16 protein-coding genes are annotated in these 17,842 nt (G+C 36.4%); 10 read left to right on the top strand and 6 right to left on the bottom strand.

The features are described from left to right. Positions 1–23 precede the first annotated feature (23 nt). Both NZ853_09595 and ttcA read left to right on the top strand, forming a co-directional pair. A complete protein-coding gene (locus tag NZ853_09595) occupies positions 24–848 on the top strand; it encodes a glycogen-binding domain-containing protein (protein ID MCS7205941.1) in 825 nt (274 codons plus the stop codon). Beyond that, positions 845–1,594, top strand: a complete 750-nt coding sequence (gene ttcA, locus NZ853_09590; GenBank protein ID MCS7205940.1) for a tRNA 2-thiocytidine(32) synthetase TtcA — start codon at positions 845–847, stop codon at positions 1,592–1,594. The genes NZ853_09595 and ttcA overlap by 4 nt, the downstream gene beginning before the upstream one ends. On the opposite strand, the gene NZ853_09585 is transcribed toward ttcA, so the two are convergent. Then, entirely contained in the window at positions 1,595–2,281 is a 687-nt protein-coding gene (locus tag NZ853_09585) for a protein-L-isoaspartate(D-aspartate) O-methyltransferase (protein MCS7205939.1), read from the bottom strand. Positions 2,282–2,361: 80 nt separating this feature from the next. Here NZ853_09585 and NZ853_09580 point away from each other — a divergent pair, with 80 nt between their 5' ends. Continuing rightward, on the top strand, positions 2,362–2,835 hold the full coding sequence (locus NZ853_09580) for a rod-binding protein (protein ID MCS7205938.1): 474 nt from the start codon (positions 2,362–2,364) through the stop codon (positions 2,833–2,835). 18 nt (positions 2,836–2,853) lie between these two features. Then, positions 2,854–3,966: a type II secretion system protein GspK gene (locus NZ853_09575; GenBank protein MCS7205937.1), complete on the top strand. Its 1,113-nt coding sequence runs from the start codon at positions 2,854–2,856 to the stop codon at positions 3,964–3,966. Here NZ853_09575 and NZ853_09570 read toward each other — a convergent pair whose 3' ends face one another. Then, complete coding sequence (locus NZ853_09570; GenBank protein ID MCS7205936.1) at positions 3,967–5,259, bottom strand: DUF4147 domain-containing protein; 1,293 nt, start codon at positions 5,257–5,259, stop codon at positions 3,967–3,969. 181 nt (positions 5,260–5,440) lie between these two features. Between NZ853_09570 and NZ853_09565 the strand changes: the two genes are divergently transcribed. The 4 genes from NZ853_09565 (at position 5,441) to NZ853_09550 (ending at position 9,909) form a co-directional block, all read left to right on the top strand. After that, the gene (locus NZ853_09565) at positions 5,441–6,835 is read left to right on the top strand and encodes a DnaA/Hda family protein (GenBank protein ID MCS7205935.1); all 1,395 of its coding nucleotides are present in this window, start codon (positions 5,441–5,443) and stop codon (positions 6,833–6,835) included. Positions 6,836–6,876: 41 nt separating this feature from the next. Then, the gene (locus tag NZ853_09560; protein ID MCS7205934.1) at positions 6,877–7,599 is read left to right on the top strand and encodes a toxin-antitoxin system YwqK family antitoxin; all 723 of its coding nucleotides are present in this window, start codon (positions 6,877–6,879) and stop codon (positions 7,597–7,599) included. A gap of 213 nt (positions 7,600–7,812) precedes the next feature. Next, entirely contained in the window at positions 7,813–8,847 is a 1,035-nt protein-coding gene (locus tag NZ853_09555) for an RNA polymerase sigma factor RpoD/SigA (GenBank protein MCS7205933.1), read from the top strand. A gap of 3 nt (positions 8,848–8,850) precedes the next feature. Next, positions 8,851–9,909 carry a hypothetical protein gene (locus tag NZ853_09550; protein MCS7205932.1) on the top strand — a complete coding sequence of 353 codons (1,059 nt, stop codon included), beginning with the start codon at positions 8,851–8,853 and terminating at the stop codon, positions 9,907–9,909. Here NZ853_09550 and NZ853_09545 read toward each other — a convergent pair. The 3 genes from NZ853_09545 to asd are packed head-to-tail and all read right to left on the bottom strand — an operon-like array spanning position 9,836 to position 14,165. Next, complete coding sequence (locus NZ853_09545; protein MCS7205931.1) at positions 9,836–10,837, bottom strand: response regulator; 1,002 nt, start codon at positions 10,835–10,837, stop codon at positions 9,836–9,838. The genes NZ853_09550 and NZ853_09545 overlap by 74 nt on opposite strands. Beyond that, the gene (locus tag NZ853_09540; protein MCS7205930.1) at positions 10,837–11,949 is read right to left on the bottom strand and encodes a PAS domain-containing sensor histidine kinase; all 1,113 of its coding nucleotides are present in this window, start codon (positions 11,947–11,949) and stop codon (positions 10,837–10,839) included. The genes NZ853_09545 and NZ853_09540 overlap by 1 nt, the downstream gene beginning before the upstream one ends. Next, positions 11,928–14,165: an archaetidylserine decarboxylase gene (gene asd / locus NZ853_09535; GenBank protein ID MCS7205929.1), complete on the bottom strand. Its 2,238-nt coding sequence runs from the start codon at positions 14,163–14,165 to the stop codon at positions 11,928–11,930. The genes NZ853_09540 and asd overlap by 22 nt, the downstream gene beginning before the upstream one ends. An 85-nt stretch (positions 14,166–14,250) precedes the next feature. On the opposite strand from asd, the gene NZ853_09530 reads away from it, so the two are divergent. Further along, positions 14,251–15,363 carry an MBL fold metallo-hydrolase gene (locus NZ853_09530; GenBank protein MCS7205928.1) on the top strand — a complete coding sequence of 371 codons (1,113 nt, stop codon included), beginning with the start codon at positions 14,251–14,253 and terminating at the stop codon, positions 15,361–15,363. A 58-nt stretch (positions 15,364–15,421) separates the two neighbouring features. On the opposite strand, the gene NZ853_09525 is transcribed toward NZ853_09530, so the two are convergent. Then, complete coding sequence (locus NZ853_09525; protein ID MCS7205927.1) at positions 15,422–15,913, bottom strand: hypothetical protein; 492 nt, start codon at positions 15,911–15,913, stop codon at positions 15,422–15,424. Between the two features lie 472 nt (positions 15,914–16,385). Between NZ853_09525 and NZ853_09520 the strand changes: the two genes are divergently transcribed. After that, positions 16,386–17,842: AAA family ATPase (locus tag NZ853_09520; GenBank protein ID MCS7205926.1), on the top strand; the 1,457-nt coding region annotated here is incomplete at its 3' end.

The following is a 17,842-nucleotide window of genomic DNA, read 5'->3' as shown; positions in this document are numbered from 1 at the left end:
AAAAATAAGTCAATAAGAATTCTATGAATTATCAAATAGTAATTCTTTTTTTATTTTCATTTGGAATGTTGCAAAGCCATGAGTTTTTTTACCAATTCCCTCTTGAAGAAGAACCCCAGAAAATCCCAGTCTTTACAAAATCGGAACTCGAGAACCTAAAAACTTCTTCTTCTCCTATTTACATTCATTATTTTGATTGGAAGGATTATGCTACTTCTAAAAAAATCCTTAAAAAAGGGATTCTTTTTACTTATCGAAATTTAGGGGCAAAAAATGTTTTTATTGCTGGAAACTTTACGAATTACAAAAAAATCCCGATGGAACGAAATCCTTTTGGAGTCTTTTATTTTGTTCAACCTGTCATAAAAATCCAAAATCAAGCTCTGAAAGATTACTATTATTCGTTCTATGTGGATGGGATCTGGGTGTTGGATCCTACCAATTCCGAAAAACGCTTACTTCATTCTCAAGAATATTCTTTTTTTCAATTTGAAGATCCTGAAATCGATTACTTAGAAACATTTAAAGTTCTCAAGAAAGAAATCACATCAAACAATCTTGAGTTTTACTTAGTTGAATTTTGCATTCACGAAAATCATCTAAAACGAGCTCTCAATAAAAACGAAATTCAAAGTGTTCACGTGATTGGGGATTTTAACTACTGGAATTTAACCTCAAAAATGATCAAAGATAAAAAGGGATTTTATCGATATCAAACCTATCTTCCCAAAGGAACTTATCATTATCAATTTGTGGTTGACGGAGAATGGATTTTAGATCCATTAAATCCCAAAACAAAATACTCAACAAATTTTAGAAAAGTTCTCAGCGAAGTCCAAATCCCATGAACAATACAAAGAACATTACAAATCAAGAAGTACATCCTAAAACCCTGGAACGAAAGATAAGACGAAAGATAGGGAAAGCTTTATCAACCTATCCCATGATTCAAAATGGAGATAAAATCTTAGTCGCAGTTAGTGGTGGTAAAGATAGTTTGACTTTGCTATATTTTTTAAAAGAGTTCCAGCAAAAAGCTCCTTTGAATTTTTCTTTCGTTGCCTTTCATTTACTTCAAGGTCAGCCAGGAGAGGATCCAGAACCTCTACAAAAACTTTTTGAAAAATGGAATGTTCCTTATCGAATTGCATACCAAAATACGTATCAAATTGTGAAAGAAAAGATTCCACCCCACAAAACTTATTGTTCCTTGTGTAGTCGATTACGAAGAGGGATCTTGACACGCTATGCTCTTGAGCTTGGCTGTAATTCCATTGCTTTGGGGCACCACAAAGACGATGTCATAGAAACTTTACTTTTGAATCTTTTTTTCGAAAGTAAGTTCTTTTCCATGAGACCTGTTTACAAAACCAAAAAAGAAGGTATCAAAATCATTAGACCTTTGTTTTTTGTGGATGAAGAATCAATCAAGCAGTTTGCAAAACAAAAGAACTTTCCCATCCTTCCTTGTAATCTATGTAATTCTTTGCCAAATAGTAAGCGTTTGAAAATGAAGAAACTACTTAGTGATTTAAGCAAAGATCATCCTATAGTTAAACACTCGCTTTTTCATTCTTTTGTGAAAAGCTTGTGATTATTTTAGTTCTTCTTTTGTAATCATGGGCACAAAACGAACGGGGATGAGTCGGTTTTCAATCAATGTTTGATTTTTTTTATAAAATTTATATAAATACTGAATTTCTTTTCTTCCACCAATGGGTGCTACCATTATGCCATTTTCTTTGAGCTGTTCTACCAATTTGGGTGGAACTCTTTCTGGAGCAGCTGTTATCATGATTTTATCAAAGGGGGCTTTCTCAGAATAACCTTGATAGCCATCTCCACAAATCACAAACACATTAGTAAAATTCAATTTCTTTAGGGTCAGTTTTGATCTTTGGCAAAGTTCATCGACAATTTCAATTGTATAGACTTCTTTTGCTAACTTCCCCAGGATTGCTGCTTGATAACCACTTCCCGTCCCAATTTCCAATACTCTATCAGTGGATTGGACCTCCAAGAGTTCCGTCATCAGAGCTACAATATAAGGCTGAGATATGGTCTGCCCATAACCAATAGGAAGAGGTGTATCCTCATAGGCAAAGGAGCGATAGGGTTCAGGAACAAACTCATGTCTTGGGATTTCTTTCATTACTTGGAGAACTTTTTCATCCTTGATGCCGTAATCTCGCAATACCGAAATCATCTTTTGATGCTGTTTTTCCCATCCGTTAAAGCAAAACGAACCCAAAATAAAGACAAATATTACGGATCTTCTCATGCAATAAGCTTAATTCGAAATACCCTTGATTTCAACACAAAATTCCTTTTTGAGAAAAACTTTTTTCCGATATGCGATCTATGAAAATCGAGAAACCCCTTCATGACTATTTCCCCTTATTGAAGGAGAGTTCCAACGAAAATCAAGGGAAGGTAGCAAGCGGAAAAATATATCCTTATCGAGAGGAAAGTTTCTATCAGAATTTGCCCCCTAAAAAGAAAGCCCTTTATGAAACTGCTTTAGAATTCCAAAGTTTATTCGTAAAGATCATGCTAAACAGCATGCGAAAAACCCTAAACCCCCAAAATGATCTCTTGTATGGAGGAAGGGTTCAAGAAATCTTCGAGGATCTTCTTTTCGATGAGTATGCAAAAATTTATTCAAAAAACACTCCACTAACCATAGCTAAAGAAATCTATCATCAATACGAAAAATTTGTCGAAGAAGATGGCATCTCATCCCTCAAGCAAGAATTAGAAAAGCAAAAGGACCTTCAAAAACACCTCGATAAATTACAACCAGAAAAAGATTTTCTTTTTGAATGGAAAAAATGAAATATCACTCACCAAATTATGAAGCTCTCTCGTAGGAGTCGATTTCAGTGGGGTTCGGTAGTGGTGCTTTTGGTCTTTGCTATGGGGCTTTCTTCTTTGACGATGGCTTTGAAATTCTGGAATGACCTCCAGCAAGAATATGCCACTACGAAAAATTTCACTGAAGGATATCGTGCATATCTTTTAGCGGTTTCGGGACTTCAAGCAGGACTTTCAGCTCTTCAAACAGTCCCGGAGGAATTTTTGTTCCAAACGGGATTGGCATTGAATCCACCCAATATAGAAGTCGAAGACTGCAAACCCAAGTGTTTTGTTCGATATAGCATCCAACCCGAAGACGGAAAAATCAACTTGAATTTCTTAGTAAGAAAAGTCGATGATCTCCCCAACGATACGTATCGAAATATTTTGATTCGGTTGTTTACCTCATTTCGTATACCGATTGATACCATTGACGCCATCATTGACTGGATTGATCAAAACGAAATCACAGAAGGAAAAGGAGCGGAAAGAAGCTACTACGAACTTCTGAAACCACCGAAGGAAATCAAAAATGATTTTCTCTATACATTACCTGAGGTACTTTTAGTAAAAGACTTTTTGCCTGAGTATTTATTTACTTCTCGAGCTCCTGAGGGTTGGGAAGAAGAACAAAAGGAATTAGCATTTCTCACTGAGGACGAAAAAACCCTTTTAACGATTGATGATTGGATTTTAGAAAACAACATCACTGCGTATGTGTATTCGGATTCGGATACAGGAAAAATCAATATCAATGCAGCAAGGTATCATGTTTTGATGAGCCTTTCGGATTCTATGACACGTCAGGCAGTGTTAGAAATTTTTAAACTCCGCAATCAAGAAGGAGGATACATCAAGGATCTCAAAAAACTCCAAAACCTACCCTCATTGCAAGTAAAAACAACTTTAGGAGTCACCCTTTATGAAGAACTCGTAGGAAAAGGAGGTCAATACACAGGATTACTCAAGACCGAAGGAGAAATCTACCGCATCACAGGAATAGGAACAATCCTTCCCAAGAGTTTGGATCCTAACCATGCCACCATTCGTAAGGTTTGGATCCTATTTGACAAGAAGCAAAAAAAGATAATCTACTACCAAGAAGACTAATCAAAACACAAACAAAATAGCAAGGTCATTCAAGTTCGTTCCCGTATAGCCAACTTTGATCAAAGAATCACTCAACAATAAGGCATGATAAGAATCATTCTCTTGCAAAAATGCTTCTGGTAGTTTTGACTTTTGGGTTTTTCCGTAGATGGTTGAATATGTGTTTGGATCGACAATTGCTCCTGCTGCATCTGTAGGTCCATCAACCCCATCAGTTCCCATAGAAACAAAACCCCACTCATAACCCATGGGGAGCTGAGTTTTGATATGTTCAAAAAAAATGGCAATGCGTAATGCCAATTCTTGGTTTCTTCCTCCTTTTCCTTTTCCGGTGACCTTCAGAGTTGGTTCTCCTCCCCAGAGATGAGCCGTTTGGTGTCTGGGTTCTTTTAGTAAAGCTTGAATACTTTTTTGGATTTCCTTTTCGTATTCCTCAAGCGTTGATTGGATTTGGGTTCTCTTGATGAATGCTGAGAAGCCATGGGACTCTAATATTTCTTTGGCTTTGATACAGGCAATTTCGTTATTTCCCACAAGAAACGTTTTTTTCAGGGAAGTTCTCTTTTTTTCGGGAAAGCTCAGTTTGCTAAGATCGAAACTCGTCTTGACTTGGTATTTTTCCATGAGTTCTTGGACGGTTCGAAAAGGAATTTCTTCTGGATACAACAAACCAGAAGAAACATGTTTTTCTGTATTGATCCCTACTACATCGTTCAAAAGAAATTGATACACAACTCTGGGATAAAGAAGTTCTGCAACTCCACCACCCTTCAAATAAGAAAATTTTTTTCTGATGGTATTGATTTCTTGGATACTTGCGCCTGATTTTAAAAGGCTATTTGTGAGTTCCTGAAGTTCGGTTAATCCCATACCTTCTATAGGTTTTTCTACCAATGCGGAAGCTCCACCTGAAAGAAGAAAAACAATCACAACATCATGGGGTAAACTATGAGCAATTTCCCATAGTCTTTCTCCTGCATAAAGGCTATTATGATCAGGATAAGGATGGGAAGACTCAATGATTTCGAAATTTGCAATTTCACTGGTTTTTGTTCGATAAGGTGTCACCACACATCCCCCCAAAAGACCATCAAAATCATTTTCTTGTAAATACTCAAAAAAGGCTTTTGCCATAGAGAAACCAGCCTTCCCCAAAGAAATCACATAAATTTTGGATTTTTCTATCAGCTGGATAAATTTATTTTCCTTGAGATTGTTTTTCAAAAGCTTTTCTGCTCGAATCTCTGTGTATATTTCTTGAATGATCTTTTGAATAATGGATTTGTGGTTCATAGATTCATCAAGTTTGATTTTTATCAAAAATACAAATAAAAAACAAGAATATAAAAAATTTATGGATATTGACAATAAGTAGTCATCAAAATCTCACAAGAAAAAAAGTTCTTATCAATAACAAAACCTCATTCGAAATAAATTTAAGATATCTGCAATCCGACGATCAAAGGTAAGTTCTATGACCATTAGTGGAGTTTCTCTAAAAAAAGAAAATATTTTAAACATCATAAAAACCTATGAGTATGAATTTCTACAAAACTGGGATTTGTGCAAAAATCAATTGCGAAAACTCATTCCTGAGCCTTTTTTTAGTCACTTCATTGAACCAATATATGCATTCATTGACAAAGAGCAAAATATCATACTTTTTACCGAAAATGAAAAACTCCAAAAACATATCGAAATACGGTATAGCGAAATCCTAAAAGAAATCATAAGTGATTTTTATAAAGAAAATTTAAAAATCAAAAACATTCTGTTTTATCAACAAAAACGAGACTATCCAACACAAACCCTAAAACACAAATTAAAATACGCCATCTCCAGTGATATCCATCAAAACCAAAATGAGAAAAACACAAACAACATATGGGATTTAGATATTTTTTATCCAGCCAAAGAAAACTATGAAGAACTAACGAAATTAATCCAAGTTGATAAATTTTTTCGACCCATTTATATCTACGGGAAATCTGGTTCAGGGAAAACTTCTTTAGCAAAAACATGGAAAAAAATACACCAAAACAAGGTTTTTTATATCACAATTCCTAACTTCATCAATGAATTTGTTTTATCCATAAAAAGAAAAAATACCATCACGTGGATAGAAAAAATCAAAACCCATAGTATCTTGATATTCGATGATTTTCAATTTCTTCGTCCCTCCGCCATCAAATGCCAAGAAGAAATCCGAAATCTTATTGATTATTCTTACGAAAAAAATCAGGTTTTGGTAATCTTATCCGACCGAGATATTCCCTATCTGAAGTTAGAGAAGGACCTTTATTCTCGCTTGTTGATGTTCCATAAAATTCAGCTCCATTATCCTGATTATGAAACCAAAATCACTCTTATCAAACATTATTTAAATAAATATCAGATTATCCTGCCGCAAAACGTGATTGAACACATTGCCATAAAGCTCATGGGAGATGTGCGTTATTTACAGTCATCAATAGAAAAATTAGCTTTCTCTTCCTCAGAGCCATCAAAACTAAGAACTTCTGAAATTGATTTGATCCTTCAACCCTATTATGATCAAAGCTTAAATGTTCCTATAGAAGTGATTGCTGAGGTGGTTTGTAATCATTACAACATATCCATAGAGAAAATTTTATCCAACCAAAAGCAAAAAAACGTTTCTTTGATACGACACATGATTGCCTATATTGCCGTCAAGTTAGGAAATTACACTCTAAGCTACACAGCAAAATTTCTCAGAAAAAGGGATCATACCAGTGTTCTTTATGCCATCAAAAAGATCGAGGATTTGATTGCAAAGGACCTCTTTTGGAAAAAAGAGATTGAAGAACTCAAAGAAAAAATCTATCTTTCTTACAGAGAACATCAATAAAATCTCGAATTTGACGATATTTTAAACCACAAGGACGTTTTATGAAAAGGATTTATGTTTTAGTGAGCCTTTTGTTTTTTCTTTGGCTTGGAGCTATAAATGCGAATGAAGATTATTTTTCCAGAGCTCAGTTCATAGAAAAACACAATGTATATCTTTATCAGGATCCAGTATATGAAATCGTTTGGTATGCTAACAAAATTAAAAAAGCCGAGGGAAAACTCAAAAATCAAAAAAGACAAGGAAATTGGAAGTTTTGGTATGAAAATGGAAACCTAAAAGCAGAAGGAACCTACGAAGATGGCAGAATGGAAGGGTATTGGAAATTTTATTATCCCAATCAATCCTTGCACTCAGAAGGTAATTACAAAAACAATCGAAAAGAAGGAGAATGGAAATTTTACTACGAAAATGGAAAAATAAAATCCATTGGAAATTTCGTTAATGGTATTAGAAATGGTGAGTGGAAAGAGTATTACGAAAATGGACAGTTGTTTTTTCAAGGAAATTATAAAGAGGGTTTAGCTAATGGATATTGGGTTTATTTTTTTCCGAATGGTGGTTTTTTCCAATCAGGAAATTTTGAGAATGATGCTCGAGTAGGTGTTTGGAAAATTTGTATTCATCCTGGAGGTCCATGCGGTGAAGAAAAAATTGACAACAAAAGCCCACCTCCTCCCTCTGGATTACCCAAAATTGATACCCCTAAAGAATATTCAACGGACATAAAAGATCCCATGAAAATCCTTCAGTCTTTTGAATAATTTTTGAGTAAATTTCATTTATAGGCTGATTTAAAACTCGAAAAATTGAAAATAAAAAATTTTTCTATTACAATGAAACTTTTTTATTGAATGTGAATCATATATATTTAAAATATGTTAAGTGTTAGAAAAAATTGAGTTGTCGATTTTGAAATTATAATTGTTATTTATTTAGAATAATTCTAAAAATATAAAAGAAAAAAGGAGATATGAATGAAAAAGAAAACACCCAAAAACAAAGATCAACCCAAAAAACCAAAGTTAGATAAAAAAGTGCAATCTTATAAAGAACCCTTTGATGAAATTGAATTTTTACCTGAACAAGAGCTTCCTGAAGAGGAGCTAAAAATCTTAGAAGAAGAGTTTATTCATTCCATTGAATTAGATGATTTTGAATCAAAAAATCAGCGTAGTAAACATACAAGCACTAGTGATTCCATCTTGAATTGGTATTTAAATGAAATTCACAAAATCCCCATGCTAACCCGAGAAGAAGAATATGAAACTGCCCTCAAATCCATGCAGGGAGATAAAGAAGCAAGAAATAAATTAGTCCGTGCCAATCTTCGCTTTGTTGTGACCATTGCTAAAAAATACCAATCCTTTGGTTTGAGCTTGATGGATTTAATTAACGAAGGAAATGTGGGTTTAATCCGTGCTGCTGAGCGTTTCAATCCCGAACGAGGTTATCACTTCATTTCCTACGCAGTGTGGTGGATACGTCAATCCATTAAGTACGCAATTCAACAAAAATCTCAGCTCATACGACTTCCTTTGAACAAAATTGCTGAATTAAGGAAGCTAAACGAATTAGACAACGGATTTGAAACTCAAGAAGAAATGAATGCAAAGAAAAACTTAATGGAGTTATCAGAAAAAAAATTCCAAGAAATCAATCATATAATGCTTCTTAGCAAAGAACATCTTAGTTTAGATGCTCCATTGGTGGACTCAGACGATTTCTCTTTGGTAGATGGAGTTCATGACCAAAAAGTCGAATCACCATCAAACCAGATTGAATTCCAACAACTCAGAGAAGAGCTACTAAAAAGTCTCGATCAGCTAACAGAAAGAGAAAGAAAAATCATCATGCTTAGGTTTGGACTCGATGGCGGACCTGTGTATTCCCTCCAAAAAATAGGAAAGATGATTGGACTTTCAAAAGAAAGGGTTCGTCAAATCGAAAAGAAAGCCTTAAGAAAAATACGAACAGGCAAAAACGCCAAAGAACTCAGCTCATTTCTATAGATTGTGAAGTTTTTTATTTTATTTCTCTCTTTGAGTTTGAATCTTTTTCTTGTTTCTTTTCTATTCAAAAAAGAAGAAATCTACATTCCCCCAATTCAATTTTCGCTAAAAAACTTTAACGAACAGAAAGATTTTCAATGGCTTCATAAAAAAGAGTTTTTTTATCAACAAAAAGCATATCCATTACCTTCGGAATTTTTGTATGCGTTTTCAATTTTGCCGAATGGATTTGTTCGCTTTCAGAAAGTAGGAAGTAGTATTGAATATTTTATTTCCCCTGAGCAGCTCCTCTGGAAGAAAGAGCGATTTTCTTATCCCTACTTTGAGCCCTATGGTAGATGGATATTCCTGATTAATTCTGATAGAACGGCTTTTGAAGTTCTCGATTTGAACGGAAATTCGTTGGTTCAAGTGAACGGTTCTTTTTTAGTGGATATAAAATGCCATACAGAAGATGATATATGTTTTTTTCTTTTTAGTGATGGGAAATTGGTTTCTTTTTATAAGAACCAGTCCTTTGAGTTTTTTTTGCAAAAACCAAATTCGTTTTTTAAAAGCCTATCTTTAAGAGATCAAGAGTTGGCAGTTCATTATTATAGTCAGAACCAAGATGTTTTTGAAATTTTTGATATTCGACATCAAGATACCTTGACGTTAAAATCAAAAAATACGATCCAAAGTCCGATTGTTTTTCCCTTTACCCTTCCGTTTGTTTTTTACGAAGATAATATAATGTTTCCCAATGGAGAAAACACAATCCTTATTCAAAAAGCTCAGGTATATGAAATCACCTCACAAACCAAAACCAATGAAGAAGTTTCTAAAAATCTAATCAGAACGCAGAAGGATTTAAAACTTCATACTAACTTTCTTGGTGATTCTCTTTCCTACGGAAATCTTTTCTTTGTTGTAAAACCTCAGAATCTTGAAGTTTACTCCCTCGAAGGAGAACAAATCTTTTCTTTGTTTTTTGAGAAAAATTATGAACCTATGTTGTTTTTATATCATCATAAAGTGTTTGTTTTTTTGGATCGGGAATATTTGGAGTTGAACTTTCTTTGATTTTATACATAGATATGGTTTTGTTTCGAAATTCACTTTCCAAATCCAAAATCCCTAAAACCTCGGTTTCTTGATTTTCTTTAATATTAAAAATCAAATGATCTAAGTTTTCTCGAGCAATGAAGATTCCCCTTCCACGTTCATCATGAATAGACATAGGAAGTCCATGTAAATCATAGGTGATATTTCTTTCCAATCGACGTAGCACTTCTTGAAAATTCAACTTACCACTAAAGTCGTTGACGCCCAAAAGCAGCCTTTTTTCGAATATGCCAAACTGAATTTTAATGGGTAGCTGAAATTGTTTTGAACCATAGTCTCTGGCATTGAGTGTTAACTCTTCCAAAATCAAACGGATACTTTTAGGGGCTTGATGTTTTGATAATAAAAGAAAAATCATTTCGCAGGCTTTATCTCGTTCTTCTTCGGTATGAACGTGGATGTGATACACGGTTCGATCTTCTAAATTGGCGTTTCTCTCTTTTGCTATACGATAAAGTTCTACAAGCTTGATCTTTTTTTGCTGTAAGGGCTCAAAATACTTATCGAAACCAAAAATATCGTTACTTAGTAATTTATAAATCATTGTCTTGATAAACCCTAGGTCCAAAAAACTGGATTTAGGAATAATATTCCAAATTTTGTATTCCCGTGCATATTTGATGTAATCGTTGATATTATAGGCAGTAATTAATGAGTATTTTGTAAAGGGGTAGAGTTCTTGGATTTTTCGAATTAGGGTTATACCATCCATATCTGGCATGCGAATATCAGAAATCACAATATCGATGTGTTGGGATTCTAAAATCTTCAAAGCATCAAAACCATTCGATGCTGTAAGAACTTGATAATCTGATTTCAAATAATCATGAATAGCTACTCGAATTGATTCAATATCATCGACGATCAAAACTTTATAAAACTTCATTACTTATTAAGAAGGGGTAAGGAAATATAAAAGGTGGTTTTTCCATCGTGAGAGCGAATTTTGATTTTGCCATTGTGTTCTTTAACAATACTAAAACAAATAGACAAACCCAATCCCGTGCCTTTGGAAGTCGTTTTCGTCGTAGCAAAGGGAATAAAAACTTTCTTTAGAATTTCTTTGGGGATTCCGCCGGCTTCATCATAAACCATCACGAGGACCTTGTCAGGATAAAGTTTGAATTGTATTTTTATCACTCCTTCTCTGTAGTCATAGGCTTGAAGGGAATTCCGAAAGAGATTGAAAAACATTCTTTCGAGTTTATCTGCATTGCCTAAAACAAACAGAGACTCCATTTCTTGGATTTCCCACCGGATTTTGTTTGCCAAAACCGGATATATCCTTATGGTATTATCTTTTGCTCGATGAATGACTTTAATCAAATCAACAGGGTGTTTTTCTTTCAGTCCAGGACGTGATAAACTCAAGATGTCTGATACAATCGAACTGGCTTTTAGCAGATCCTTTTGGATTAGCTTAAGTCGGTATAATACCTCTTGTTGTTTTTCTGTTTGATTTTCGAAATAATGAGGAATGTTGGAGATGAGATTTTGTAAATTTAACGAAATTCCTGTCAAGGGGTTGTTGAGTTCATGAGCAATGCCAGAAATCATGGTCCCTAAAGAGGCTAAATTTTCAATACGAATCATTTCTTCTTGTTTTTCCACTTCTTTTGTGATATCTTCGATGATTTCAATCATTCTTAATCTTCCATAGGAAACCAAAATAAAAGTAATTTTGTAGATGGTTTCTTTTTCCTCTTTCTTGGAAATGATCTTTTCTATTCGATGATATTGTTTTTGATCAAATGAGATTCCATTCCATTCATTCATCAAAGGACAAAAAGGACAAATTTCGTTTCTTTTGTGAATTTTTGCATAACATAATTCATTGAGAATAGAACGATAATCGTTTTCTTTTAAGAATTTTAATGCTGTTTCATTCAAGCGAAGGATTCGAAACAATTGGTTGATGGCAAAAATAGCAATGGGAAGTGAGTCAAAAATGATTTCAATTTCTTTGAATTTGGACTCTATCGTTTTTGCGTATTCCATGGTGTTTGAAATCGTGCTATTTTTTCCCCATATTTTACTTTAATACCTTCGATGGCAGTTTCAAGAAATTCTACTGTGTTTTTTTCGAAAATCAAAATCACGGTCGAACCCATTTCAAACCTTGCTATCTCTTGTCCTTTTTTGAAAAGGATTTTGTAGGGATAACGAACGGCTTTCTTTCTTCGTATCCATGCATTGGTTCTGATGGAGTCATAAAGAATTCGGATTCGTCCAACATTGGTAGCTCCTACTTTCACCATCGCAATCCTGCCGAAACGAGTTCTCAAAAAGGTTGTTAGGCGTTCGTTTTTTGGAAATAATCCGTGCATTCCTTCCACTGCTGGTTCATTCACTGGGAATAGATTTCCGGGAGAGTAAGTATATCCTTCCACGATGCAATCATAAGGGGCATGTATGCGATGATAATCTTGAGGACTCAAATATAAAACAATGTACCTTCCTCCTTCAAAAACAGGTAGATAATCCGGATCAACCAAGAGATCTTTTAAAGTATAATAAACATCTTTTGCTTGGATGAGAAATCCTTCATTGATAGTTCCCCTTCTTATGATAGTTGCATCCACGGGAGAGACAAGGATTTTTTTTCTTCTGTCGATGGGACGGACTTCTTCTTTGAGCTCCCGAATGAAAAACTCATTGAGATTTCGGAACTCTTTGAGGTCCTTTTTGATTTCTGATAGGTTGATTTTGTAGATTTTCGTAAATACCAAAATAATCCACTTCATCAAGGGTTGAGGGAAACGAATCAGGCTAAAATAACCAAAAATTTTGGAAATTAAATTCGAAGGTAGAATGGCAAACAACAAAACGAACAAGTCTCGAGAGAAATCCACTCCACCCTCGTAAGAGGCTTCGTATTTTTGTAACTCGAACTTTCCGAGGATGTGATAAATCAATGCAAAGATGATAGAAAAAATCCCCACAATCCCAGAAAGAAAGAGAAAAAGCAGATAAAAGACGTACATCACTTTCTCGTTCTCCCAATAGAAAAAAAAGATGAAATAAAGAAAAATCAGAATCACTACAACGGGATAGAAATTAGGTAAGTGAAAGCGAAACAATACCTGCCGAAGGATTAGATTTCCAGAGAAAAACCAAGTCAAAAACGACGAAAAAACCAAAGAAAAAAACATCGCCCAAATCACAACATCAAGATAAGGCTCAGAAGAAAAACCCAAGATAAAGCTAGAAATCAAACTTGTGTGAAGAAAAAAAATCAGCTGCGGCAAATCACTAAAAGAAGAAAAAGGGATAGAAGAATTTTTGAGGATTTCGTAAATCACGGGGGAAAACAAAATCAGAGCCAAAGACTGCAAGATGGGATACAGAAGTGTAGCTATGCCTTGCTTAGCGGAATAATTCGTGCGCACGAAACCAGAGAAGATGTTGAGCTTGTAGCTGGGGACTTCAGCAAAAAGAAAATACAGGATGGTGGCACTGATGGTTTGGTCGAAGTTTTCTTTATGGAACAACTTTGAAAAATCCTTGAGAGCAGAAGCAAAAAAAGAAAAAAACTCTGGTATTATGAGCAAACTCAGTATGACAACAAGTAGTAAAACATATGCTTGGATTTTTGCATAGACCCCAATCCTTCGAATGCCCCCATTAAAAATCAAAATCAAGAAAATCAAAAATAAGATCATGATGCTTGAGGACTCCATCTTCCAGTCTATTCTTTGATAAAAGGTTTGATTGATAACCTCAACAAAAGATAAATTCCAAATCCCATAGAAGATACTCAAAACTCCAAAAAATAATCCATAAAGAATGCCAAACCACCGAATTCTGGAATACTTATCTATTCCCAAAATTAGACCTGTTTCTAAGTTTCCAGACTCGTTTCGGTATCGGAACTTAAAGCTCATGGCAGAAAGAACAAACTCAAGCGAGGTCTGAAGAAAATGGAAAATCATGAGTAAAATTACGATCGGGGGCTCAGAGATTACCAGGGCAACGGAAAGTCCCACCACCTGCCCAGGAAAAAAAGAACCCACTATGCCTGCGAAAAACGCACGCCCCGGTGTGATTTTACCTCTTGATCCTTTCCAATCCAACACCCCCGAAATAATTTTGATGGACAAAAGAAAATAACGAAGGATCAAAAAACGGTAGTAAAAAAGCAAAAACAAGCTCGCCAAAAGAAACATCAAAAAATAAGGATAAATGATGCCGTTGACAAGTTTCAAAGAAAACATATCTTACTGCAAGAAAACTAGTAATTCCTATTCAGTAAATGAATTTCTTTTCGATGAAGAAAAGTTGATTTCTTTGTAATTCAACATGAGGAAATTAGTAGTTCTTATATTGTTGTTCGAATTTTGTATGGTCAATAGCAATCCCAAAGAGCATCAAGCGAAAAAGATGGAAATCAAGAGATTGAAGATTTATCATCAGGAACACCACACTCAAAATGGCTTTCGTAATCCCTATCCTTCGATTGAAAGAGATCCTGTAAAAAGCTTTTTTTGGGTTTTTAGTAAAATCCTATCAGGCGATGAAAAAGAAAAAATCTTTCCTGCTGATTTCGTGAAACTCTCAAAAGAAGAAATCCAACAAGAGATGGATTCCTATCGTTTTTACTGGATTGGGCATTCGACAGTGTTGATTGTGTCTCCGAAGTACTATTTTATCACTGATCCTCATTTTAGTGAGAGGGCAAGTCCTGTTTCGTTTGCTGGTCCGAAGAGGCAAAGACCTCCCGCCATTTCTCTTGAGGACATACCCAAGATTGATTTTGTTTTGATCTCCCATAATCACTACGATCATTTAGATGAAAAAACAGTAAGAGAAATTGATAAAAAATTTAAACCACTATTTTTTGTGCCACTAAGGGTAGGAAATCATTTAAATGAATGGGGGATTTCGAACTATGTTGAGTTGGACTGGTGGGAGTACGTGGAGCTCGATGGCATACAGGTTTTTTGCACGCCGGCAAGGCATTTTTCAGCTCGATCCCTTTTTGATCGGAACGAAACCCTTTGGGCTGGTTGGTATGTGAAGGATAGGGACCACGATTTTGATTTCTACTTTGCGGGTGATACTGGATATGAAAGATTCTTTCGAGAAATCAGAGAAGAAATCGGGAAACCCAAGGTGGCTTTGATTCCCATTGGGGCTTTTGAACCACGTTGGTTCATGCAAGAAGTTCACTTGGATCCTCAGGAAGCCTTTCGGGCTTTCTTGGACCTGGATGCAGAAATCCTTTTCCCCATCCACTGGGGCACATTCTACTTAGCAGAGGAACCCATGAACTTGCCCCCGAAGTTGTTAAAAGAAACTTACGAAAACTGGAGGCAAGCTCAACCGAACCCAGCCAAAGAAGTGGCATTCCTCAAAATCGGCGAGAAAATCAAGGTTTCTTTCGAAAAAAGGTATGCTCACACGTCAAACTGAGGGCTTGAACCTAAGCGAAAAAAAATCCACCATAAATCACTACACTACAACACCCCCATCACGAATCATCCACGAAAACATACTCTAACAGCCTGTCCAGCCGACTCGCCGTGAGGCTCAGGAAATAGTTATTGGAAACGTGGACTTCGGCGTCGTCCAGCAGGCTTTCACGGAAATCCACTGGTATCCACATTTCCACTCTTTCCCCTCTGCTGCTCATTTCCCATTCGAGAAAGATCCGGATGATGGCGCTGATTGAGTAGCCTGTCATTTCTTTGAGTTCTTTGTATTCCTTCCATAGGTATGGGTCCATGGCTATGGTTCTTCGTATGTAATCCTTTGTTGGTGGTTGATACTCCGTGGTTGATGTTCCTTTGATGTGAACGACTTTTGCTGCTAAAAGAAACACTTTGTACTTATGGAGTAGGTAGCGAAAATACTCAATCATATCGTCTTCTGAATTCTGAACCAAATACCCGTAGAGCTCTGGCTTGATGTTGATGCAAACCATCGTTATGGGTTTGAGGGTGAAGGAAAATTGGTGCTCCATCTCATAGGGTGAGGTCTCAGGAAATGAAACATAGTTTTAACAAAATTCCCTTCCGTTTAAGGTTCGATTTTAGAAAAATGAAAAGAGATTGAAACTTTTTGGCTTTTGAAAAACTCTATTAATAAGTATGAGAGAAAAAACTATTGTTATTTCAACAGATTTAGGCGCCTTAAACACAAGCTTACTGTATGTGTAATCAACAGAAACGAGGTAGAGAAATTCAAGGGTATGTTGTTAAAGTTTGATAAAGACATTTTCCAATTGTCTTTGTGTCTTTGAAGGATCGGTTGATGAAGAGGCATCAGCGAAGAACAAAAAAAAGAATAGACTTGCGAAAAATGGGTATATACGAGCTTGCGAAGCTTTTTGCATTGGTGAGATTTATTCTGTGGAACTTGATGGCGCTCTTGAATTTAAATTTTCCCGCACTTGTGGTTGATTTCGACGAGATTAATAGTTAAAATTTAAGATTATGAGGGCAAAAATATCGATAGAAAACTTCAGAGCATTCGGCGAGAAGGTGGAGATAGACTTCTCAAACTATCCTGTCTATGCCCTTGTTGGCAAGAATGCCTCTGGCAAGTCCACCATCTTGGATGCGGTAAACAAGGCAGTTTATAGAAGACAAGTGCAAAATGAAGAGAAAAAAGAGCCGAATAAGCCTGCGGTCTTAAGCATAGAAACATCCGCAAATAAGTGCTACAAAATAAGAAGTACTAAAGGCATTTACGAACCTCTACCGATCGAACAACAAGCACAGGGCAAAGACATAGACTTCGTAGAGCTCTTGAGAAACTACCCTGACCAGTCTTTGGAAAATGTCTGTAAAAGCGTCTCCGATATACTGGGCAAGAGGGTAGTGGTGATAAAAGGGGACTCCTTTAAAGGGAACTCCTTTGAGGTAGAGCTGAACGGCAGGCGGTTAAATCCTCAGCGGCTCAGCGCTGGCACGCAAGCCATCTTCGCAATAGAAGCTATACTCAACTACCCGCGCATAGGTAATCAGGACCAGGTCATATTCGTCATAGAAGAGCCTGAGGTCTTCCTGCACCTCAACCTGCTCAGGGAGTACATGAACAAGCTCATCAACTTTTTTGAAGAGAACAAAGACCGGTTTAAGCTCCTCTTTAGCACTCATTCCGCCATTCCCCTTTCTATGCTAAAGCCTTCCCAGATTGTCAGAGTCGTAGAGAGCAAGGTCTACACCCACGCCGAGGACTTTGCGGGCTGGTACATGATGACAGACCAGAACAAGGCGGAGCTCTTTTTCGCGGACAGAGCGATTTTGGTAGAGGGCTTTAGCTATAAGCTGGTCTACTCTTCTCTTCTGCGCTCTACGGGCACACGACCCGAAAGGCACAACGTGCTTCTTCTTCACATAGACGGCGTCTATAACCGCGAAAAGATAACCGATATCTGCGAAAGCTTTGGGATAAAGACCTTATTCGTAGGGGATAAGGACCAAGAGATTCACAAACAGAGAGGAGGCAAAAATCTAGAGCTCTCCTTTGAGGTTCTTCTTCAATACGGCGAGCTTGAAGACGCCATACCTCTCGTGGATTGGGCAAAAGCGTTGGAAGAGGACTTTTTAGACTTCCTCTTTTTCAATCTTAATCTTATAAAGCCTGAGGGAGGTCAAGACTACGAGCGGGCTTGTAAGGCTTTAGGAAAGAACAAGATTAACTACGCAATAAAACTAGCTCAGCTCTACGGTTCAGAGCCGGTAGACAGCCAGCACCCTTTTTACCAGCTTACGCTCTCTATGAAGAGCTTCGTAGAGAGAGGCGAATTTACGCAGGTAAACTTCCCTCGAAAACCTACGCTGGAGGAGGAGCTAAAAGACTATCGGTTCTTCTTCGTGCAGAAGGACCTGCGGGGAGACCTGCGGAAGGAAGACCTGTGTAATCCAGAAGAGAAAACGGTAGGTGC

It is taken from the genome of Leptospiraceae bacterium (genome assembly GCA_025059995.1).
Taxonomy (GTDB): Bacteria; Spirochaetota; Leptospiria; order Leptospirales; family Leptonemataceae; genus SKYB61.
This window is presented reverse-complemented; position numbering and strand designations above follow the sequence as displayed.